Below are 16998 nucleotides of genomic sequence, written 5' to 3'. Positions count from 1 at the left end.
GGGTTTTCTGTGTCTGCCGTTCTCTCACTGTTACAAAGCCGTCTGCTTCGGCCTGTATTCGTTACCCTGGGTATCGCTCTTTTGGTGCAAGTGCTGGTGGCTGTCGCACTGACGCGCAGCACGGTGACGGCCCTGGAGTCCGATCTGGACGCCCGTCTGGGGGCTGACAGTCAAAAGCTGACGGCCGAACTGGAGCAGGCTGGCCGTGAAGTCAAAAGCAGCCTTGAAGCGCTGTCTGCCAGTACCCGCCAGCGTCTCACCGCGGGCCTGGAACCGCGCTTGAAAGACGAGCAAATGCAACTCAAGCAAGCGCTGGAGAAGAACCTGCAGGATTCGGCCAACGACATGGCGCAATTGCTGGCCGCCGTGGCGCCCCGTGCCATCTGGGACAATGACGTGCCCACGCTGTCCGATTTCGCCCGTCGCGCTCAGCGCAATCCCAATGTGTTGTTCGTGGTGTATGACGACGCTACAGGTCAACATCTGACTCGATACCTCAATCGCGATATCCCGATCAACCAGACCCTCCTGGCCAAGGGCAAGGGGGAGCGGGCGCTGGATAAAGTTCTCGATGCGGCCCGTCACGATCCGTCGGTGTACTACCTCGAAGCGTCCATCAACCCGAATGGGGTCGAAATCGGCAAAGTACTGATGGGGGTTTCCACTGCCTCGGTTGAACAGGATCTGGCCGCACTCGATAAACGTTTTGCGACCCTGATCGTCAACAGCGAGCAGTTGGTCGGTGAGAGCCTGCAAGGCGCTGCCAGCGACAGTTCGGCGGCACTGGGGGCGCGGCTGGAGTCGGCGCAGGCTGCTGCGGCACAGATGCAGGCCAACACTGCGCAAACCGTGCGCGAGGCGGCTGACACTTTGCGCTGGCGCATTGGCCTGGGGCTGGCGGTTGTGGGCCTTGGGGTGTTGCTGTTGCTGGCCGTGGTGCTGGGGCGGCGTGTGGTCAACAAGTTGCTGTTGCTGATTGCGGCCCTGGATGATCTGGCCGCGGGCGAAGGTGATTTGACCAAGCGTGTGGGCCTGAACAGCAAGGATGAAATCGGCGACATGGCGGCGGCGGTCAATCGCTTTGTCGACAAGCTGCAGCCCATCGTGCGTGAAGCGGGGGATGTGGCGCAGCGCACCGGCATCGAGATCGGCGTGATGACCCTGCGCAACGCGGGCGCGGATGCTGCCGCGAAACTACAGCGTGATGAAGTCGCGCAAAGCCTGCACGCGCTGTCGACCATGGCGGATGCGGCGCAGTCCGAAAGCCAGGCAATGCAGGCTGCGCTCAAGCAGGTGGTCGATATCCGTCAGGCCACGGATGAAAACACTCGCACCTCGGCCAAGGTGGGCGGCCTGATCGAGGCGCTGGCAGGGCAGGTAGGCGAGGGCGCCAAGGTCATTGAGCGCCTGGCACAACAAAGCGAGCAGATCGAAGTCGTCCTGACGGTGATTCACGGCATTGCCGAGCAAACCAACTTGTTGGCACTTAACGCGGCCATCGAGGCGGCGCGGGCGGGTGAGACGGGGCGCGGTTTTGCGGTGGTGGCAGATGAGGTGCGGGCGCTGGCCAGCAAAACCCAAAGCTCCACAGGGGATATACAGGCTCATATCGTGGCATTGCAGCAGGGCGCGAAAGAGGCTGTTGCGGCGATTGGTCTGGCAGGGCGTCAGGCCAATGAGGGGTTGGCTGTGCTGCGTGGCAGCGTTCAGTTGCAGCAAACCGTACAGACCTCGGTCGAACAGGTGCACACGGCCATTGGCGAGGCCACCAAGGCGGCAGAGCATCAGGCACAAGGTGCGTATGCGGTGCGCGGGCGGGTTGAGGTGATCCATGCCCAGGCGGAGCGTGCGGCCGAGGCCGTGACCCAGACCACGGCCAGCGGCAAGGTGCTGGACGGGTTGGCGGCGCAGCTCAAGGCGAGCCTGGGGCAGTTCAGGGCGTAAAGAAGCGGGTCTGCCCCTGTGGGAGCGGGCTTGCTCGCGATGCAGGCAACGCGATGTATCTGCATGCCCCGTCGATGCCATCGCGGGCAAGCCCGCTCCCGCACGGGGTATGCTGGATCCGCTGTCAGCGGCTCAAATACATTCTCGTAGTGAGCAAGTACACCGGTAGCCCCGACACTAGAATCAACAACGCCGCATAAGGCGCCGCCGCTGCAAATTCTATATTCGAGGTATGGGACCAAACCTGCGTCGCCAAGGTGTTAAGCCCGGTGGGGCTCAGCAGCAAGGTGGCGGTCAGTTCCTTCATGGCATCCAGAAACACCAGGGCAAACGCTGCCCCCAGGGCCGGGAAGATGATCGGCAGCGTTACCCGGCAAAATGCCGAAAACGATGTGGCACCCAACGTGCGGGCCGCTTCTTCCAGTTGCGGTGCTGCCTTGTTCAGGGCTGTGCGGATCGGTGCCTGCGCCAACGGCAAAAACAGCAGGGCATAGGCAATCAGCAGCAACGCTGAAGTCTGGTACAGCGCCGGCACGAAGTGCAGGGCGAAGTACACCAGCGCCAGAGCAATGACCAGCCCCGGCAGGGCGTGCAGCAGGTACGGCAAACGTTCCGCCCAGATCGCCAGCGGGCCTTTGTAGCGCACCACCAGTAATCCAACCGGCACGGCCAGGACCAGGCACAGCGCTGCGCCGCCCAAAGCCAGTGACAGCGACGAGAGCAATGCCTCGCCAATCTCGGCCATCGGAAAAGCGGCCGAGCTGCCCTTGACCAGCCAGTACACCAGCATGCCCAGCGGGATGCCGCTGCCAACCACTGCCAGCGCCAGGCAATACAGTTGCCCCGGCACCGACCACTTGCCCAGGCGTACTTGTTCGGCGTGGCGGGCGGCGCCCTGGCCGATGCGAATATGGCGGCCCTTACCGCGTACTTTCAACTCCAGCCATAGCAGGCTCAGGCACATCACCAGCAGCACCGCAGACAGCATCGCCGCGTTGGCGTTGCTGAACTCCAGCTCGAACTGCTGATAAATCGCCGTCGTGAAAGTTTGCAGCCCAATGATCGACAGTGCGCCGAACTCCACCAGCATATGCAGGGCAATCAACAATGAACCGGCCAGCAGCGAGGGCCAGAGCAGTGGCAGGGTGATGTTGAAAAACACCCCCCAGCGGTTCTGCCCCAAGGTACGGGCCGACTCTTCCAGGGCCGGGTCAAGGTTGCGCAGGGTGGCCGCGACCGGCAGGAAAATCAGCGGGTACTTGGACAGGCTCATCACCAGGATCGCTCCGCCCAGGCCTTCAAAGCTGGCGCTCAGGGAGACCCAGGTAAAGCTGCTGACGAACGCCGGCACCGCAAACGGCAGGCACAGGATCACACCCCACAAGCGCCGTCCCGGCAGGTTGCTGCGTTCAAGCAGCCAGGCCAGGGACAGGCCGATCAGCGCGCACGTCACGGTGACGCCGACCATCAACATCAGGGTGTTGCGCATCAGGCCAAAAACGTATGGTCGCCACAACAGGTGCAGTGCTTCAGACCATCCGGCTTGCCAGGCCTTGGTGCCGACATACAGCAGCGGCAACAGGCTCAGGCCCACCAGTAGCAGGACGGGCAACAACAGCCAGATCGAAGGCTTTTTGCGGGTGGGCGTAAAGCGTGCAGGTTGGGCGCCAGACAGCATCAGAGCAGGCCTACATCACGTTCGAGGTCCAGCGCTTCTTCCGCGTTGCCCAGGTCGGCCGGGGTCACTTTTGGCGGTTGCAGCTCTTCAAATGGCTTAAGGCCGCGCTCGGACACCATGCCTTTGCGCATCGGGTATTCAGCGGTGGTGTTGGTGATGACGCGCTGGCCTTCTTCACTGGCCATGTAAGCCAGCAATTGCTGGGCTTCCTTGGGGTGTTTGCTGGCCTTCAGCACGCCAGCGCTGGACACGGTCACCAAACCGCCCGCATCGCCATCGGTGAAGTAATAAAGCTTGGAGTCCAGTTGGCCCTTCTCGCGCTGCAAGGCAAACCAGTAGTAGTTGTTGACCAGAACCGCGGCCACTTCACCGTTTTCTACTGCTTTGAGCGCCACCATGTTGTTGGTGTAGGTCTTGCCGAAAGCGCGCAGGCCGGTCAGCCATTCTTCGGCGGCTTCGCGTCCGTGCAGTTTGATGATTGCAACGGCCTGTTCCTGGAAAGCGCCGCTGGTGGGGACAAAGCCGATCTTGCCTTGCCATTGCGGATCGGCGAAATCCAGTACCGACTTGGGCAACTGGTCTTCACTGATCTTCTTCGGGTTGAACGCGACGACGCGGGTACGCGCAGTGACGCCGATCCAGGTGCCGTTGGCAGCTACATATTCCTTGGGCAGTGCTTGCAGCGTGCTGTCATCGGCCTTGGCCAGAAAGCCTTGCTCACCCAGGTTGTTCAGCGGCGGCGACTCTTCTGCGTAGAACACGTCCGCAGGCGAGCGGTCGCCTTCTTCCATGATCTGGCTGGCCAGCTGGTTGCTGCTGCCCTTGCGCACGTTGACGTGGATACCGGTCTTGGCCTCGAAGGCCTTGGCGAGGTTGTCGCCGACTTCCTTGTGTTGGCCGTTGTACAGCGTCAGCGACACAGGTTCGCCAGCGTGGGCGGGAGAGGTCAGTGCAAGACCAAGAATGGAGAGAGTCAGACCGCGCAGTAGGGATGTCGCAAGCCGGGTATTTCGGAGCATCATTCGCTGGGTTCCTCGCTTGGGTACTACAAAACTTGTAACAATAATAAACGATATTGTTTCTCAAGTGCGCTTGACCCAGCGTCCAATTGTGCCAGCGCGACGAAATGAGATGTTGGCGACCCGTTCTGCTTTTGTGGGAGCGGGCTTGCTCGCGATGGGTTCGCTGCCAGTTTTACGGGTAGGTAGCGTCGTCTGCATCGCGAACAAACCTGCTCCCACAAAGCAGGTTGCTGTCTACAGCGTGTCCAGAAAGCTGCGCAAGGCTCGCAGTTCGTCCTTATCCATGTTCAGCGCCTTGAGCCGGTCGCTTGTGCGCGGAAACAGCGGGTCATCGACCTGTTGCGCGTTTGGGCGCGGGCGGGGCATGCCCATGTTGTAGAACGCCAGGGTGCCTTCCATGTTCACGAACAGACCGTTGTGCATCCACGGCCCGGTTTTCATCAGCAGTCGCAACGACGGGGTGCGGAATGCGCCCACGTCCTCAGGTTTGCGCGTCACCTCGTAGCGCCCCAGGTCTTCGTATTTACGCCCGTAGTAACTCAGGCCGACGTTATGAAACTGCTCGTCGCTCAGGGCCGGGCCAAAATGACAGTTCATGCAGCGCGCCTTGGTGCGAAACAGGTGCAGGCCGTAGAGCTGCTCCTCGCTCATGCGTTGCGGGCGCCCGCGTAGCAGTTGTTCGAAGGGGGTATTGCGTGTGGCGCTCACCAGTGTGCGCTGAAAGGTGGCCAGGGCCTGGGCGGTTTGCTGCGTGGTGATCGGCCCCGGTCCGAAAACCTGTGCAAACTGCTCGCGGTAGGCGGTGTCGGTATTGAGTCGTTGCAGCAGTTGCGGGATGTCGAATGCCATTTCCACCGGATCGACGATGGGGTGCATGGCCTGTTGTTCGAGGTTGCCGCCTCGCCCGTCCCAGAACAGCGCCGTGCTGTAGCCGCTCATTACCAGGCTGGGAGCATTGCGCCGACCGCTCTGGCGGTCATGACCGAACGACACGCGGCGGCCATCGGCAAAGGCCATATCGGCCTCATGGCACGACGCGCAGGCAATCTGTCCGGAGCGCGACAACGTGGGGTCGTTGAACAGTTTTTTGCCCAGTGCGGCCTTGGGTTCGCTGAAGGGGTTTTCAGGAGGTGCGGGAGCGTGTGCAGGCAAGGCGGCCATTTCCTGCCAGTCCACATCGGTATCCACCTGGGGTGCGGGCCATTGGGCGACGGGCTGACGGTACTGTTGGGCGATGCACGCCTTGTAGTTGGCGGCCTGTTCATCGCAGGCGCTTGCATTCAGGGTCAGGCCGCTCAGGGTCAGGCCGACGAAGAGGGCTGCAGGTTTCAAAACGTGTACCCCACTTCGAGCATGAATTGACGGCCGACTTCATAGGTAGCCAGGCCGCTGGTCTCGGTGGCGCCGACGATCTTCTTGTCCAGCAGGTTGGTCACGTCGAGGTTGACGAACACCGTCTGTTCCTTCGCGGTGGGCATCTCCTAGGCCAGGCGGGTGTCCCAGGTCAGCGCTCCGGAAAAGGGTGTCTGTGCCCAGACATAAGCGTCCTTTCCCTCGTGCTGGACTTTCTTGCCCGTGGCGGCGATGCGGCGATAGCCATCGCGATAACGCAAGAAATTGCTCCAGGTGAGATGCAGTGGCTCGATTTCAGTGAGGGTGGTCAGGCGCGCAGTCCACGGGCGGTTGTAGTTGGCCGCTGGCATGTCGGAGTACTTCATGAACTTGCCGTCGTACTGGATGGTCGGGTCTTCGACGTAGGTGGCGCCAATATTGGCGGTATAGCTGGACAGTCCGGTGTTGTGGATTTTGCTCCAGTCCATGGCGAACTGCCCTGAAGTGCGGGTGCTGCCCAGGGTAAAGGCTTGCAGCGGGGTGATGGTCAGGGTGTAGATGTCGGCGTCGCTTTTGCCGCCGTTGTAGTAGGTGTAGTAGTTGGCTGCCAGGGTGGCCGTGTCATCGGAGGGCTCACCGATCTGCGAGCCCCAGGCGCGGCTGACTTGCTCCCGGCCCATGCGTTTTACGTATTTGACGGCGAACTCGGTGTTCCATTGCACATGGCTCAGGCCCAGGGTCAGTTCGTCATCGTAAGGTACTTTGAGCTGGTTGAATTTGCTGTCGTTGGCCACTCGCTTGGTCAGTACCCAGTCGGAGGTCTGGCTGGCACGGGTGTATTCGGTGCCCATGGCGGCGACGCCGTCACGCAGGCGGTAGGTGTACAGATTGCGTCCGTAGTAGCGGTTGGCGCCGCCGGTGATGCGGGTCAAGCTGTCGCCGAAGACGTCCAGTTCAATCGCCAGGCGCGGTGCCACGGTGGTCTGGTTCATGTAGTCATCACCGTCGATCCGCACGCCGGGCCTTACGGTCAGGCGTTTGTAGCGCATCTCGTCTTGCAGGTACAACGCCCAGGTGCGGGTGTCGAGGCTGGTTTTGCCCTGGCTCAGGGTTTTCTTTTTAGCGTACTGGCCGTCCCAGCCATCGGTGAGGGTGGTGCCCATCGAGCAGTAGGGGTCATTGCCCACGCAAGCGCTTGTGGCGGCGACGGTGTAGCTGTTGTATGGCGTGTTGCGCTCATAACTGGCGGTGTTTTGCGACAGTTCAAGGCCGGTTTGCAAGGCGTGGTTAACACCCAGCCAACTGAAGCTGTTCCAGTCGGCCTTGAGCTTGTAAGCCAGGCTTCTCTGGGTTTCTTCAATATCACCAAAACCGCCCTCGGTAGCCGCCCCTGAGGTGCTCCAGTTTTTGGTCGTGGAGGTGCGCCAGAAAACCATGTAGTCGCTGTCGGAGTAGCGGGAGGTGTTCAGTTTGCTCCAGCTCAGGTTTTGTTCTACTCGGGCCAGCGCAGCATTCCACACCAGCCGTGCGCTGAGGCTATCGCCGCCAGCCTCCATTTCGCGAGCGGAGAAGATTGCGCTGGGGCCAAATGTCTTGGCGGTTTCCGGGGCGTGGGTCAGGCTCACGTCCAGCTTCCAGTCCTCGTTGACCTGCCAGACAGCCTTGAGAAAGTAATTGTCGATGCGTCGGGTCTGTACTTCAGCCGCATTGGCCGTATCGGTCTGGTTGGACACCGCAAACACGCGGGTGGGCATGGTCGAGTCCTTGCGCGAAAAACTGCCCAGCAAACCGAAGTTGTCGCTCAAGTGCCCTTCGAGAGTGGCGCGGGTGATGATTTTTTTAAAGTCGGGTTGGCTGTTGTTGCCAAAGCCGGCCTCGAAATTGTCGAGGTCCGGGTCATCTTCATTCAGGTGATAGCGGGTCCATTCGGAGCGTGACATTTGTACCGAGAGCTTGCCGTGAAAGTCGGCCTTGGGGTCGCGGGTATTGGCCTGGACCACGCCGCCGTTAAAGCCGCCAAATTCCACGGGTACGTTGCTGTCGTAGACCTTGATGTCCTGGAGCAGATCGGTATCCAGTGCCAGCCCCTGACTGCGGCCCGGCATTTCATCGAAGTCATCGTTGGTGCCACCGGGGTCCAGATCGTTGTTCATGCTCATGCCGTCAACGATAAACAGGTTTTGCCAGGGCCTTGCGCCGTTGATGCTGATATCGGCAGGGGCAATTTCCCCCGGGGTCTTACTGCTCAGTTGGTTGTTATCGAACTGTACGTTGGGGTTGGTGCGCAGCAGGCTGGTGATATCGCCATTGCCTGAAGGCAGGCTTTCGATCATATGCCGGTCAATGACCTGTTCGCCTTGGAACACCGAGTCTATGGCCGTGATTGGCGTGCTTTTGATCTGCAGCACATCGTTTTCAGCAGGCGGCAGGATGGAGGCGCTGTCGGCGGAGGTGACCTCCCATTGCAGGCCGCTGCCGCGTAGCAGGCGGGCCAGGGCTTTCTCGGGGCTCATGCTGCCATCGACGGATGAACCGCTCAGGCCGGTGAGCAATGCACTTTCCGCGCTGACCTGCCAGCCCGACTGCTGGGAAAACGCAATCAGGGCGCTGGCCAATGGCTGGGCCGGGATCTGGAAATGCAACGGCAACTGCTGTTGTTTTGTTTGCACGTTGGACACAGGACTGGCGCCAATGGCCAGCGCAGGCAACCCAAGCAGCAGGGCCATGGACAGCGATCGGCAGCGCAGGAGGCTGACGCATTGCAAACGCAAAGAGGGCATGAAGTGACCTACGAAATGAAACGCCATAGTCACTAATGCGAATCTTTATCAGTGACGTTCGTAGGTAAAGACTCTTGGTGCCGCAGGATTTCCAGAAATAAATGAAAATAGTTTTAAAAGACTGCCGGAGTGAGGTGCAGCTGTTCTGAGATGACTAAGGCTTGGTCGAGACGATCAGGGTATACGGCACGCTGTCTTGCAGGCGCCCACCCAATGGGGCGATTGCGGCCTGCAATGCGCTTTTTGGATTGCGCAAGTTCAGGGCGGCGGTGATGCGGCGTTGGCCCAGTGCCTTGTCGGTCAGCACAATCAGGCCGGGCTGATAGCGGCGCAACTGCATGATCACGTCATCGATCGATTGATCAACAGCCACCAGCTGCCAGCGCCGCCACGGGGCGATTTGCTCCGGGGGCAATTGCGCGATGCGGGTGTGCTGATCGCTTGCAGTGAAGTGCAGTTGATCGCCCTGGCCCAGCAGGTGTGTGGACGAGGTCGAGGATTGCGGTGTTTGCACGACAACCGTCCCGCTCTCGACGCTGACATCGACGCCGTTGTCGCCCAGATTGACCGCAAACGCAGTGCCGGTCACGCGAACCCGCACGTCGCCGGCGTTTACGTAGAAGGCGCGGTTGGCATCGTGTGTCACCGAGAAAAAAGCCTGTCCGCGCACCAGCGTGATCTCTCGCTGCTCAGGGTTGAACTGCACGTCAGCGAGTGTATTGCTGTCCAGAAGCATCTGGCTGCCATCACTCAGCGCGATGGTGCGGTGTTCAGCGATTGGGCTGCGGTAGTCGGCTTGTATCGCTTGCCAGTCGGGGCCCCACATCAGCAGGGCGCTCGCGGCCACGGCAGCGCCGACCAGTGCGCGCTTGCGTCGGCTCAGGGGTGTGGGAGGGCGTAGAGTCACCGGCGCGGGCACTGCGGCAATCGGCGAACTCAAGGCTTCACCGCTCAAACGCCACACTTTCAGGGCCTTGCGATACGCCGCGTCATGTTCGGGAGCGCTGGCTCGCCAATGACTCAAGCGTTCGGCCAGTTCGTGGTCGTGGGGGTTCTCCTGGATCAGCAGCAGCCAGTCCAGTGCGGTTTCCCAGATCGGGTTCGGATTGTCAGTCATCACTCAGTTGTTCCGCGCAGTAGGTCAGGGCGTCGCGGACCAATTGGTGGGCCAGGCTCACGGAGATTCCAAGTTGTGTGCCGATTTGTTGAAACGTCAGGCCGTTCAGTCGATGCAGTACAAAGGCCTGTCGCGTACGCTCTGGCAGGCGCGACAGAGCATGTTGCAATTTGCGCAGTTCGTCCAGATGCAGGGCTTGCTGCTCGGGCGACGGGGTGCTGGAAATATGCTCGTCCAGTGATTCACTGCGTGTGGTGTGGCGGTTTTCCAGGGTTGCCCGGCGATTGAGGTCGAAGGCCAGGTTGCGCACGATGCGATAAAGGTAGCCGACCGGCTGCGTCAGCGGGATCAGGTTGTCCGCGCCTTGGCTGAAACGAAGCCAGGCTTCTTGAACCACGTCTTCTGCCTTGGCCCGACAGCCCACGATAGGTGCGGCGTAATCGACCAGGGCAAGGCGATGCGTGAGGTAGAGCTGTAGCCTGTCGTTGTTGTCGGGCACGAGAATCCGGGTGGGCGCGCTAGCGATCTGAAGGTGGCCGGATATTAATGCGGATGAGATGGATTATCAAATGCGACTTTGGAATCGCTGATAAAGAAACCTTGGGGGGAGGGTAAGCAATTTCGGAAACTAAAAAGCCCGCTTTCGCGGGCTTTTAGAGTGGTTATACAGCGTTAATCTGTAAACCTGAATTGGTGCCCAGAAGAAGACTCGAACTTCCACGACCTTGCGGTCACCAGCACCTGAAGCTGGCGTGTCTACCAATTTCACCATCTGGGCAGTATCAGCAACGTTGCCGCTGTTGATGTGGCGCACTATACGGAGAGCTTTTGAATCTGTAAACCCCTGTTTTAATTTTATTAAATCAGGGGCTTATGAATATCTGAAATGCAAAAACCCGCTTTCGCGGGTTTTTGTGTGAGGGCCAGAGTTGTACTACTCTGACTCTCTGAATTGGTGCCCAGAAGAAGACTCGAACTTCCACGACCTTGCGATCACCAGCACCTGAAGCTGGCGTGTCTACCAATTTCACCATCTGGGCAACATCTTCAACGTTGCCGTTGTCGATGGCGCGCACTATACGGATGACCCTTTGACCTGTAAAGCGTTGTGATTAAAAATATTGAAAATTTTTCGCGAACGGTTGGCTGGTAGCGTCAAAGCGCGTCATTAAGGACTATTAAGGCCCAGTGTGGCCCTGAAATTTCCCGTTTCAATACGCGTATGCCAAACTAACCCGCATATAGACAAGGTGAAAACTATCTAATGGCCGATTGGCAGACCCTCGATCCCGAGGCCGCACGTGAAGCGGAAAAATACGAAAACCCTATCCCTAGCCGCGAACTGATCCTTCAGCATCTGGCCGAGCGTGGCTCGCCTGCTGCTCGCGAACAGTTGGTGGAAGAGTTCGGTCTGACTACAGAAGACCAAATCGAGGCCTTGCGCCGTCGCCTGCGAGCGATGGAACGTGATGCCCAACTGATTTACACGCGCCGTGGCACTTATGCGCCGGTGGACAAGCTCGACCTGATTCTCGGCCGCATCAGTGGTCACCGCGATGGCTTCGGCTTCCTGATCCCGGATGATGGCAGTGACGATCTGTTCATGAGCCCGTCGCAAATGCGTCTGGTGTTCGATGGCGACCGTGCCCTGGCCCGTGTTTCGGGGCTGGACCGCCGTGGTCGTCGTGAAGGCGTGATCGTGGAAGTGGTCTCGCGTGCTCACGAAACCATCGTGGGTCGCTACTTCGAAGAAGGCGGCATTGGCTTCGTAGTGGCCGATAACCCGAAGATCCAGCAGGAAGTGCTGGTTACGCCGGGTCGCAACGCTGGCGCAAAAATTGGCCAGTTCGTCGAAGTGAAGATCACTCACTGGCCGACGCCGCGCTTCCAGCCGCAAGGTGATGTGCTTGAGGTCGTAGGAAACTACATGGCCCCAGGCATGGAAATCGATATTGCCCTGCGCACGTACGACATTCCCCACGTCTGGCCGGAAGCTGTCCTTAAGGAAGCGGCCCGGTTGAAGCCGGAAGTCGAAGAAAAAGACAAAGAGAAGCGCATCGATCTGCGTCATCTGCCATTCGTCACCATTGACGGCGAAGATGCCCGCGACTTCGATGATGCGGTTTTCTGTGAAGCCAAGCCTGGCAAGCTGCGCCTGTTCTCCGGTGGCTGGAAGTTATACGTGGCGATTGCCGACGTTTCCAGCTATGTGAAAATCGGCTCCGCTCTGGATGCCGAAGCGCAGGTTCGCGGTAACTCGGTGTACTTCCCTGAGCGCGTGATCCCGATGCTGCCTGAGCAGCTGTCCAATGGTCTGTGCTCCCTGAACCCGAAAGTCGACCGTTTGGCCATGGTTTGCGAGATGACCATCTCCAAAACCGGCGAAATGACTGATTATCAGTTCTATGAAGCGGTGATTCACTCCCAGGCACGTCTGACCTACAACAAGGTCAGCACCATCCTGGAACAGCCGAAAACCACTGAGGCCAAGCAACTGCGCAGCGAATACGCTGATGTCGTGCCGCACCTCAAGCAGCTTTACTCGCTGTACAAAGTGCTGCTGGCCGCTCGTCATACCCGTGGCGCGATTGATTTTGAAACGCAGGAAACCCGGATCATCTTCGGTACCGAGCGCAAAATCGCTGAAATTCGCCCAACCACCCGTAACGACGCGCACAAGCTGATTGAAGAATGCATGCTGGCAGCCAACGTGGCCACCGCTGAGTTCCTCAAGAAGCACGAAATTCCTGCGTTGTATCGCGTTCACGATGGTCCGCCACCGGAGCGTCTGGAAAAACTGCGCGCCTTCCTGGGTGAGCTGGGCCTGAGCCTGCACAAAGGCAAGGATGGTCCGTCGCCGAAGGACTACCAGGCGCTGCTTGAAACCATCAAGGATCGCCCGGATTTCCACCTGATCCAGACCGTGATGCTGCGCTCGTTGAGTCAGGCGGTGTACAGCGCTGATAACCAGGGCCACTTCGGCCTGAACTATGAAGCCTATACCCACTTCACTTCGCCGATTCGTCGCTATCCGGATCTGTTGACGCACCGTGCAATTCGCAGCGTGATCCATTCCAAAATGGACACCCCGCACGTTCGCCGTGCTGGCGCGATGACCATTCCGAAAGCGCGTATCTATCCGTACGACGAAGCGATTCTGGAGCAGCTCGGCGAGCAGTGCTCGATGAGCGAGCGCCGTGCTGACGAAGCTACGCGTGACGTGACCAACTGGCTCAAATGCGAGTTCATGAAGGATCGCGTCGGCGAGTCGTTCCCTGGTGTGGTGACGGCGGTGACCGGTTTTGGTCTGTTTGTGGAACTGACCGATATCTATGTCGAAGGTCTGGTTCACGTAACCGCCTTGCCGGGTGACTACTATCACTTCGACCCTGTGCATCACCGCCTGGCGGGCGAACGCACCGGTCGTAGCTTCCGCTTGGGCGACACCGTTGAAGTGCGGGTGATGCGCGTCGATCTCGACGAACGCAAGATCGACTTCGAAATGGCGGAAAAAACCCTCAGTGCACCGATTGGTCGTAAAAATCGCACCACTGATGCGCCCAAGGCCAAAAATGCCGGCAAGTCGGGCACCAAGGCCACTGAAAAGCCAGTCGAGCCAGCACCTGCTGCACGACGCAGCGCGCCAGCCAAGGCCGTGAAAAAGACGACTGACGACGCCTATCGCCCTGGTGATGCCGCCGCAAAAAACGCCGAGCTGCGCAAGAGTCGCGAATTGAAACAGGCGCTGTTGGCCGAAGCTAAAAGCGGCGGTCGGACATCGGAGCCGGGAAAGTCGGGTAGGGCAGCACCTGCTAAAGATGCAGGCAAGCCTTCAAAACCGAGTAAACATCGTAAAGGCCCGCCAAAATCGGGCGCCGCTCCTGCTGCCAAAAGCGGCGGGTCGCGCAAACCTAAGGCCAAGTCATGAGTCAGTTGGAAAAAATCTACGGCATCCACGCCGTAGAAGCGTTGCTTCGTCATCATCCCAAGCGCGTAAAGCAAGTGTGGTTGGCCGAGGGTCGTAGCGATCCGCGCGTTCAGACCCTGATCGCGCTGGCTGATGAAAGCCGGGTGCCGGTAGGTAATGCCGAACGTCGCGAGATGGACGTTTGGGTTGAGGGCGTACACCAGGGTGTTGTGGCTGATGTGAGCCCGAGTCAGGTGTGGGGCGAGGCCATGCTCAACGAATTGCTGGATCGCACCGAAGGTGCTCCGCTGATTCTGGTGCTGGACGGTGTGACCGATCCGCACAACCTGGGTGCTTGCCTGCGCACGGCGGATGCCGCCGGCGCCTTGGCGGTTATCGTGCCTAAGGACAAGTCTGCAACGTTGACCCCTACTGTGCGAAAAGTAGCCTGTGGTGCAGCGGAAGTGATTCCGTTGGTTGCAGTTACCAACCTTGCGGCCACGTTGAAGAAGCTTCAGCAGCGCGGTCTGTGGATCGTCGGTACTGCCGGCGAAGCCGAGCAGGAGCTGTACGAGCAAGACCTGACCGGGCCTACCATCCTGATCATGGGTGCCGAAGGCAAAGGCATGCGTCGCCTGACGCGTGAGCATTGCGATTACCTGGTACGCCTGCCGATGGCGGGCAGTGTCAGCAGCCTGAACGTTTCGGTAGCGACAGGCGTTTGCCTGTTCGAAGCCCTGCGTCAGCGCAGCGTCAAAGCCAAGTCCCCTGCGAAAAAGAAGTAACCGCAGACGGATTTAACGGTGGGAGCGGGCTTGCTCGCGATGCGTATCACGCGGTGTGTCAGGATGACCGCGTCGATGCCATCGCGACCAAGTCCGCTCCCATCGTTGTTTGAGGTGTTTGCAATGCAATATTGTTCAAATAATCACCAATTGCCTTGCGCCCCTGTTGTCCCTTCTCTACAATTGCGCCCCTTGCCGTCATGGCGGGCGCATATGTGCCTCTCTAGGCAAGACACACAAGTGTCATTCACTCCTTGTCTGACCGCTTTTTAGTTAGCGGCAGGCTACAACCCGTAAGGAGCATTCATGCGTCATTACGAAATCATCTTTTTGGTCCACCCGGATCAAAGCGAACAAGTCGGCGGCATGGTAGAGCGTTACACCAAGCTGATCGAAGAAGACGGCGGCAAAATCCACCGTCTGGAAGATTGGGGCCGTCGTCAACTGGCCTACGCAATCAACAATGTTCACAAGGCTCACTACGTGATGCTGAACGTTGAGTGCACTGGCAAAGCCCTGGCTGAGCTGGAAGACAACTTCCGTTACAACGATGCTGTGATCCGTAACCTGGTCATCCGTCGCGACGAAGCCGTAACTGGCCAGTCCGAGATGCTCAAGGCTGAAGAAAACCGCAGTGAGCGCCGTGAGCGTCGTGACCGTCCTGAGCATTCTGACAGCGCCGATGGCGATGACAGCGATAACAGCGACGCCAGCGATAACGCTGACGAGTAATCCACGGACCTTTTGAGGAGCCAATTACATGGCACGTTTCTTCCGTCGTCGTAAATTCTGCCGCTTCACAGCAGAAGAAGTGAAAGAGATCGATTACAAGGATCTCAACACTCTGAAAGCTTACGTATCCGAGACCGGCAAAATTGTTCCAAGCCGCATCACCGGTACTAAAGCTCGTTATCAGCGTCAGCTGGCCACCGCTATCAAGCGCGCCCGCTTCCTGGCCCTGCTGGCCTACACCGACAGCCACGGCCGCTGAGACCGGGCAGTCGACAAGTAGTAAAGGATTGAAAGCATGCGCGCCTTAGCTGAGTTCATCATGCGAGGCCGTGTGCAGGCCACGTTAATCGTGGCCGGATGTGCGGCATTGCCGTTCTTGTTCTGGTTGAGTGCTGCTGCAGGTAGTCTTGTGCTCCTGCGGCGCGGTCCGAGAGATGCCTTGAGCATCCTCTCATGGGCTTTACTGCCGGCCTTGGTCTGGTGGTTTCTCGGAGAGCCTCGCACCCTTATGGTGCTGCTTGGAACTCTGGGGTTGGCGTTGATGTTGCGCGCCGAACAGTCCTGGAACCGCGTGCTGCTGGTCAGCGTAGCGTTGGGTGTGGTGTATGGCGTGATCCTGGGTACGGTTTTCCGCGAACCCATTGGTGCGATGGCGCAGGAGTTGGAAAAACTTCTGCCGCAGGTCCTCAATGGTCTCTACGACAAGTTATCTGACGTAGAGCGAGCGCGCCTTGGAGCACTGATTGCACCCGTCCTCACCGGATTGATTGCAGCTTTGATGCAGGTCGTCAGCGTGCTTAGCCTGATGCTTGGGCGTTATTGGCAGGCGTTGTTGTACAATCCGGGCGGTTTTGCCAGCGAATTTCGCAGCATCCGCCTACCGCTGGGACCAGCGCTCGTATTGCTGGCGTGCATGCTTGTAGGGCCGAACTTCGGTCCTGAAATGGCCATGCTTACGCCGTTGTGCAGCGTAGCGCTGTTCTTCGCCGGGCTAGCCCTGATTCATGGGCTGGTGGCGCAAAAGCGACTGGCCAGGTTCTGGCTGGTGGGGTTGTACGTCACGCTGTTGCTGTTTATGCAGCTGATCTATCCGTTGCTCGTGGTTTTGGCCATTGTCGACAGCCTGATTGATTTTCGCGGACGTCTGGCACCGAAAAGTGCCGATAAAGACTCTGCGGACGGTGAAGGTTAAAAGTTAAGAGGATTTTCACATGCAACTGATCCTTCTGGAAAAAGTCGCGAACCTGGGCAACCTGGGCGACAAAGTAAATGTTAAGGCCGGTTACGGTCGTAACTACCTGCTGCCGTACGGCAAAGCTACCGCTGCAACCGCTGCCAACCTGGCTGCGTTTGAAGAGCGTCGTGCTGAGCTGGAACAAGCTGCTGCAGACAAGAAAGCTTCGGCTGAAACACGCGCTGCCCAACTGGCTGAGCTGGAAGTGACTATCACTGCCACCGCTGGCGACGAAGGCAAGCTGTTCGGTTCGATCGGCACTCACGACATCGCTGATGCACTGACCGCCTCCGGCGTTGAAGTTGCTAAAAGCGAAGTTCGTCTGCCGAACGGCACTATCCGCAACGTTGGCGAATTCGACGTGGCTGTGCACCTGCACGCCGAAGTTGAAGCAACCGTACGCGTTGTTGTGGTAGCTGCTTAAGCAGTCTTAACTGACTGGCACCTTGTGTGCCGGACGGTTAACA

Annotated in this window: 14 protein-coding genes and 2 tRNA genes; 7 read left to right on the top strand and 9 right to left on the bottom strand. The window is 59.0% G+C overall.

Annotated features, from left to right (window positions below; translation table 11 throughout):
* Nucleotides 1-9 precede the first annotated feature (9 nt).
* The gene (locus V6P94_RS00765) at nt 10-1944 is read left to right on the top strand and encodes a methyl-accepting chemotaxis protein (protein ID WP_338648874.1); all 1935 of its coding nucleotides are present in this window, start codon (nt 10-12) and stop codon (nt 1942-1944) included.
* 124 nt (nt 1945-2068) lie between these two features.
* On the opposite strand, the gene V6P94_RS00760 is transcribed toward V6P94_RS00765, so the two are convergent.
* The 9 genes from V6P94_RS00760 to V6P94_RS00720 form a co-directional block, all read right to left on the bottom strand.
* Nucleotides 2069-3622: an iron ABC transporter permease gene (locus V6P94_RS00760; RefSeq protein WP_219262130.1), complete on the bottom strand. Its 1554-nt coding sequence runs from the start codon at nt 3620-3622 to the stop codon at nt 2069-2071.
* A complete protein-coding gene (locus V6P94_RS00755) occupies nt 3622-4644 on the bottom strand; it encodes an iron ABC transporter substrate-binding protein (protein WP_133076636.1) in 1023 nt (340 codons plus the stop codon). The genes V6P94_RS00760 and V6P94_RS00755 overlap by 1 nt, the downstream gene beginning before the upstream one ends.
* Nucleotides 4645-4878: 234 nt before the next feature.
* A complete protein-coding gene (locus tag V6P94_RS00750; RefSeq protein WP_133076635.1) occupies nt 4879-5976 on the bottom strand; it encodes a cytochrome c peroxidase in 1098 nt (365 codons plus the stop codon).
* Nucleotides 5973-6122, bottom strand: a complete 150-nt coding sequence (locus tag V6P94_RS00745; protein WP_338648870.1) for a hypothetical protein — start codon at nt 6120-6122, stop codon at nt 5973-5975. Before V6P94_RS00745 ends, V6P94_RS00750 begins: the two co-directional genes overlap by 4 nt.
* A 3-nt stretch (nt 6123-6125) precedes the next feature.
* A complete protein-coding gene (locus V6P94_RS00740) occupies nt 6126-8756 on the bottom strand; it encodes a TonB-dependent receptor (RefSeq protein ID WP_338648869.1) in 2631 nt (876 codons plus the stop codon).
* A gap of 154 nt (nt 8757-8910) precedes the next feature.
* Nucleotides 8911-9873 carry a FecR domain-containing protein gene (locus tag V6P94_RS00735; RefSeq protein WP_326397259.1) on the bottom strand — a complete coding sequence of 321 codons (963 nt, stop codon included), beginning with the start codon at nt 9871-9873 and terminating at the stop codon, nt 8911-8913.
* Nucleotides 9866-10372, bottom strand: a complete 507-nt coding sequence (locus tag V6P94_RS00730; protein ID WP_133076633.1) for a sigma-70 family RNA polymerase sigma factor — start codon at nt 10370-10372, stop codon at nt 9866-9868. The genes V6P94_RS00735 and V6P94_RS00730 overlap by 8 nt, the downstream gene beginning before the upstream one ends.
* 192 nt (nt 10373-10564) lie before the next feature.
* A tRNA-Leu gene (locus V6P94_RS00725) sits at nt 10565-10651 on the bottom strand.
* A gap of 175 nt (nt 10652-10826) precedes the next feature.
* A tRNA-Leu gene (locus tag V6P94_RS00720) sits at nt 10827-10913 on the bottom strand.
* A 224-nt stretch (nt 10914-11137) separates the two neighbouring features.
* Between V6P94_RS00720 and rnr the strand changes: the two genes are divergently transcribed.
* The 6 genes from rnr (at nt 11138) to rplI (ending at nt 16955) form a co-directional block, all read left to right on the top strand.
* Nucleotides 11138-13801 (top strand): ribonuclease R, encoded by a 2664-nt coding sequence (gene rnr / locus V6P94_RS00715; protein WP_133076632.1) that lies wholly within the window; start codon nt 11138-11140, stop codon nt 13799-13801.
* Nucleotides 13798-14565 (top strand): 23S rRNA (guanosine(2251)-2'-O)-methyltransferase RlmB, encoded by a 768-nt coding sequence (gene rlmB, locus V6P94_RS00710; protein ID WP_133076631.1) that lies wholly within the window; start codon nt 13798-13800, stop codon nt 14563-14565. The genes rnr and rlmB overlap by 4 nt, the downstream gene beginning before the upstream one ends.
* 306 nt (nt 14566-14871) lie before the next feature.
* Nucleotides 14872-15297, top strand: coding sequence for a 30S ribosomal protein S6 (gene rpsF, locus V6P94_RS00705; protein WP_003439045.1), 426 nt, complete (start codon nt 14872-14874; stop codon nt 15295-15297).
* A gap of 28 nt (nt 15298-15325) precedes the next feature.
* Nucleotides 15326-15556, top strand: coding sequence for a 30S ribosomal protein S18 (gene rpsR / locus V6P94_RS00700; protein WP_003171373.1), 231 nt, complete (start codon nt 15326-15328; stop codon nt 15554-15556).
* Between the two features lie 36 nt (nt 15557-15592).
* Nucleotides 15593-16489, top strand: coding sequence for a hypothetical protein (locus tag V6P94_RS00695; protein ID WP_133076630.1), 897 nt, complete (start codon nt 15593-15595; stop codon nt 16487-16489).
* Between the two features lie 19 nt (nt 16490-16508).
* Nucleotides 16509-16955 carry a 50S ribosomal protein L9 gene (gene rplI, locus V6P94_RS00690; RefSeq protein WP_003439047.1) on the top strand — a complete coding sequence of 149 codons (447 nt, stop codon included), beginning with the start codon at nt 16509-16511 and terminating at the stop codon, nt 16953-16955.
* Nucleotides 16956-16998 lie beyond the last annotated feature (43 nt).

The organism is Pseudomonas sp. ML2-2023-3, from assembly GCF_037055275.1.
Taxonomy (GTDB): Bacteria; Pseudomonadota; Gammaproteobacteria; order Pseudomonadales; family Pseudomonadaceae; genus Aquipseudomonas.
Note: the sequence above shows the minus strand (reverse complement) of the source record. Positions and strands in the feature narration are given on the sequence as shown.

Coding starts and splice junctions, on each gene's coding strand:
- V6P94_RS00760 (WP_219262130.1), bottom strand. CDS start 3,622: ATGCTGTCTGGCGCCCAACCTGCACGCTTTACGCCCACCCGCAAAAAG.
- V6P94_RS00755 (WP_133076636.1), bottom strand. CDS start 4,644: ATGATGCTCCGAAATACCCGGCTTGCGACATCCCTACTGCGCGGTCTG.
- V6P94_RS00745 (WP_338648870.1), bottom strand. CDS start 6,122: ATGCCCACCGCGAAGGAACAGACGGTGTTCGTCAACCTCGACGTGACC.
- V6P94_RS00740 (WP_338648869.1), bottom strand. CDS start 8,756: ATGCCCTCTTTGCGTTTGCAATGCGTCAGCCTCCTGCGCTGCCGATCG.
- V6P94_RS00735 (WP_326397259.1), bottom strand. CDS start 9,873: ATGACTGACAATCCGAACCCGATCTGGGAAACCGCACTGGACTGGCTG.
- rnr (WP_133076632.1), top strand. CDS start 11,138: ATGGCCGATTGGCAGACCCTCGATCCCGAGGCCGCACGTGAAGCGGAA.
- rlmB (WP_133076631.1), top strand. CDS start 13,798: ATGAGTCAGTTGGAAAAAATCTACGGCATCCACGCCGTAGAAGCGTTG.
- rpsF (WP_003439045.1), top strand. CDS start 14,872: ATGCGTCATTACGAAATCATCTTTTTGGTCCACCCGGATCAAAGCGAA.
- rpsR (WP_003171373.1), top strand. CDS start 15,326: ATGGCACGTTTCTTCCGTCGTCGTAAATTCTGCCGCTTCACAGCAGAA.
- V6P94_RS00695 (WP_133076630.1), top strand. CDS start 15,593: ATGCGCGCCTTAGCTGAGTTCATCATGCGAGGCCGTGTGCAGGCCACG.
- rplI (WP_003439047.1), top strand. CDS start 16,509: ATGCAACTGATCCTTCTGGAAAAAGTCGCGAACCTGGGCAACCTGGGC.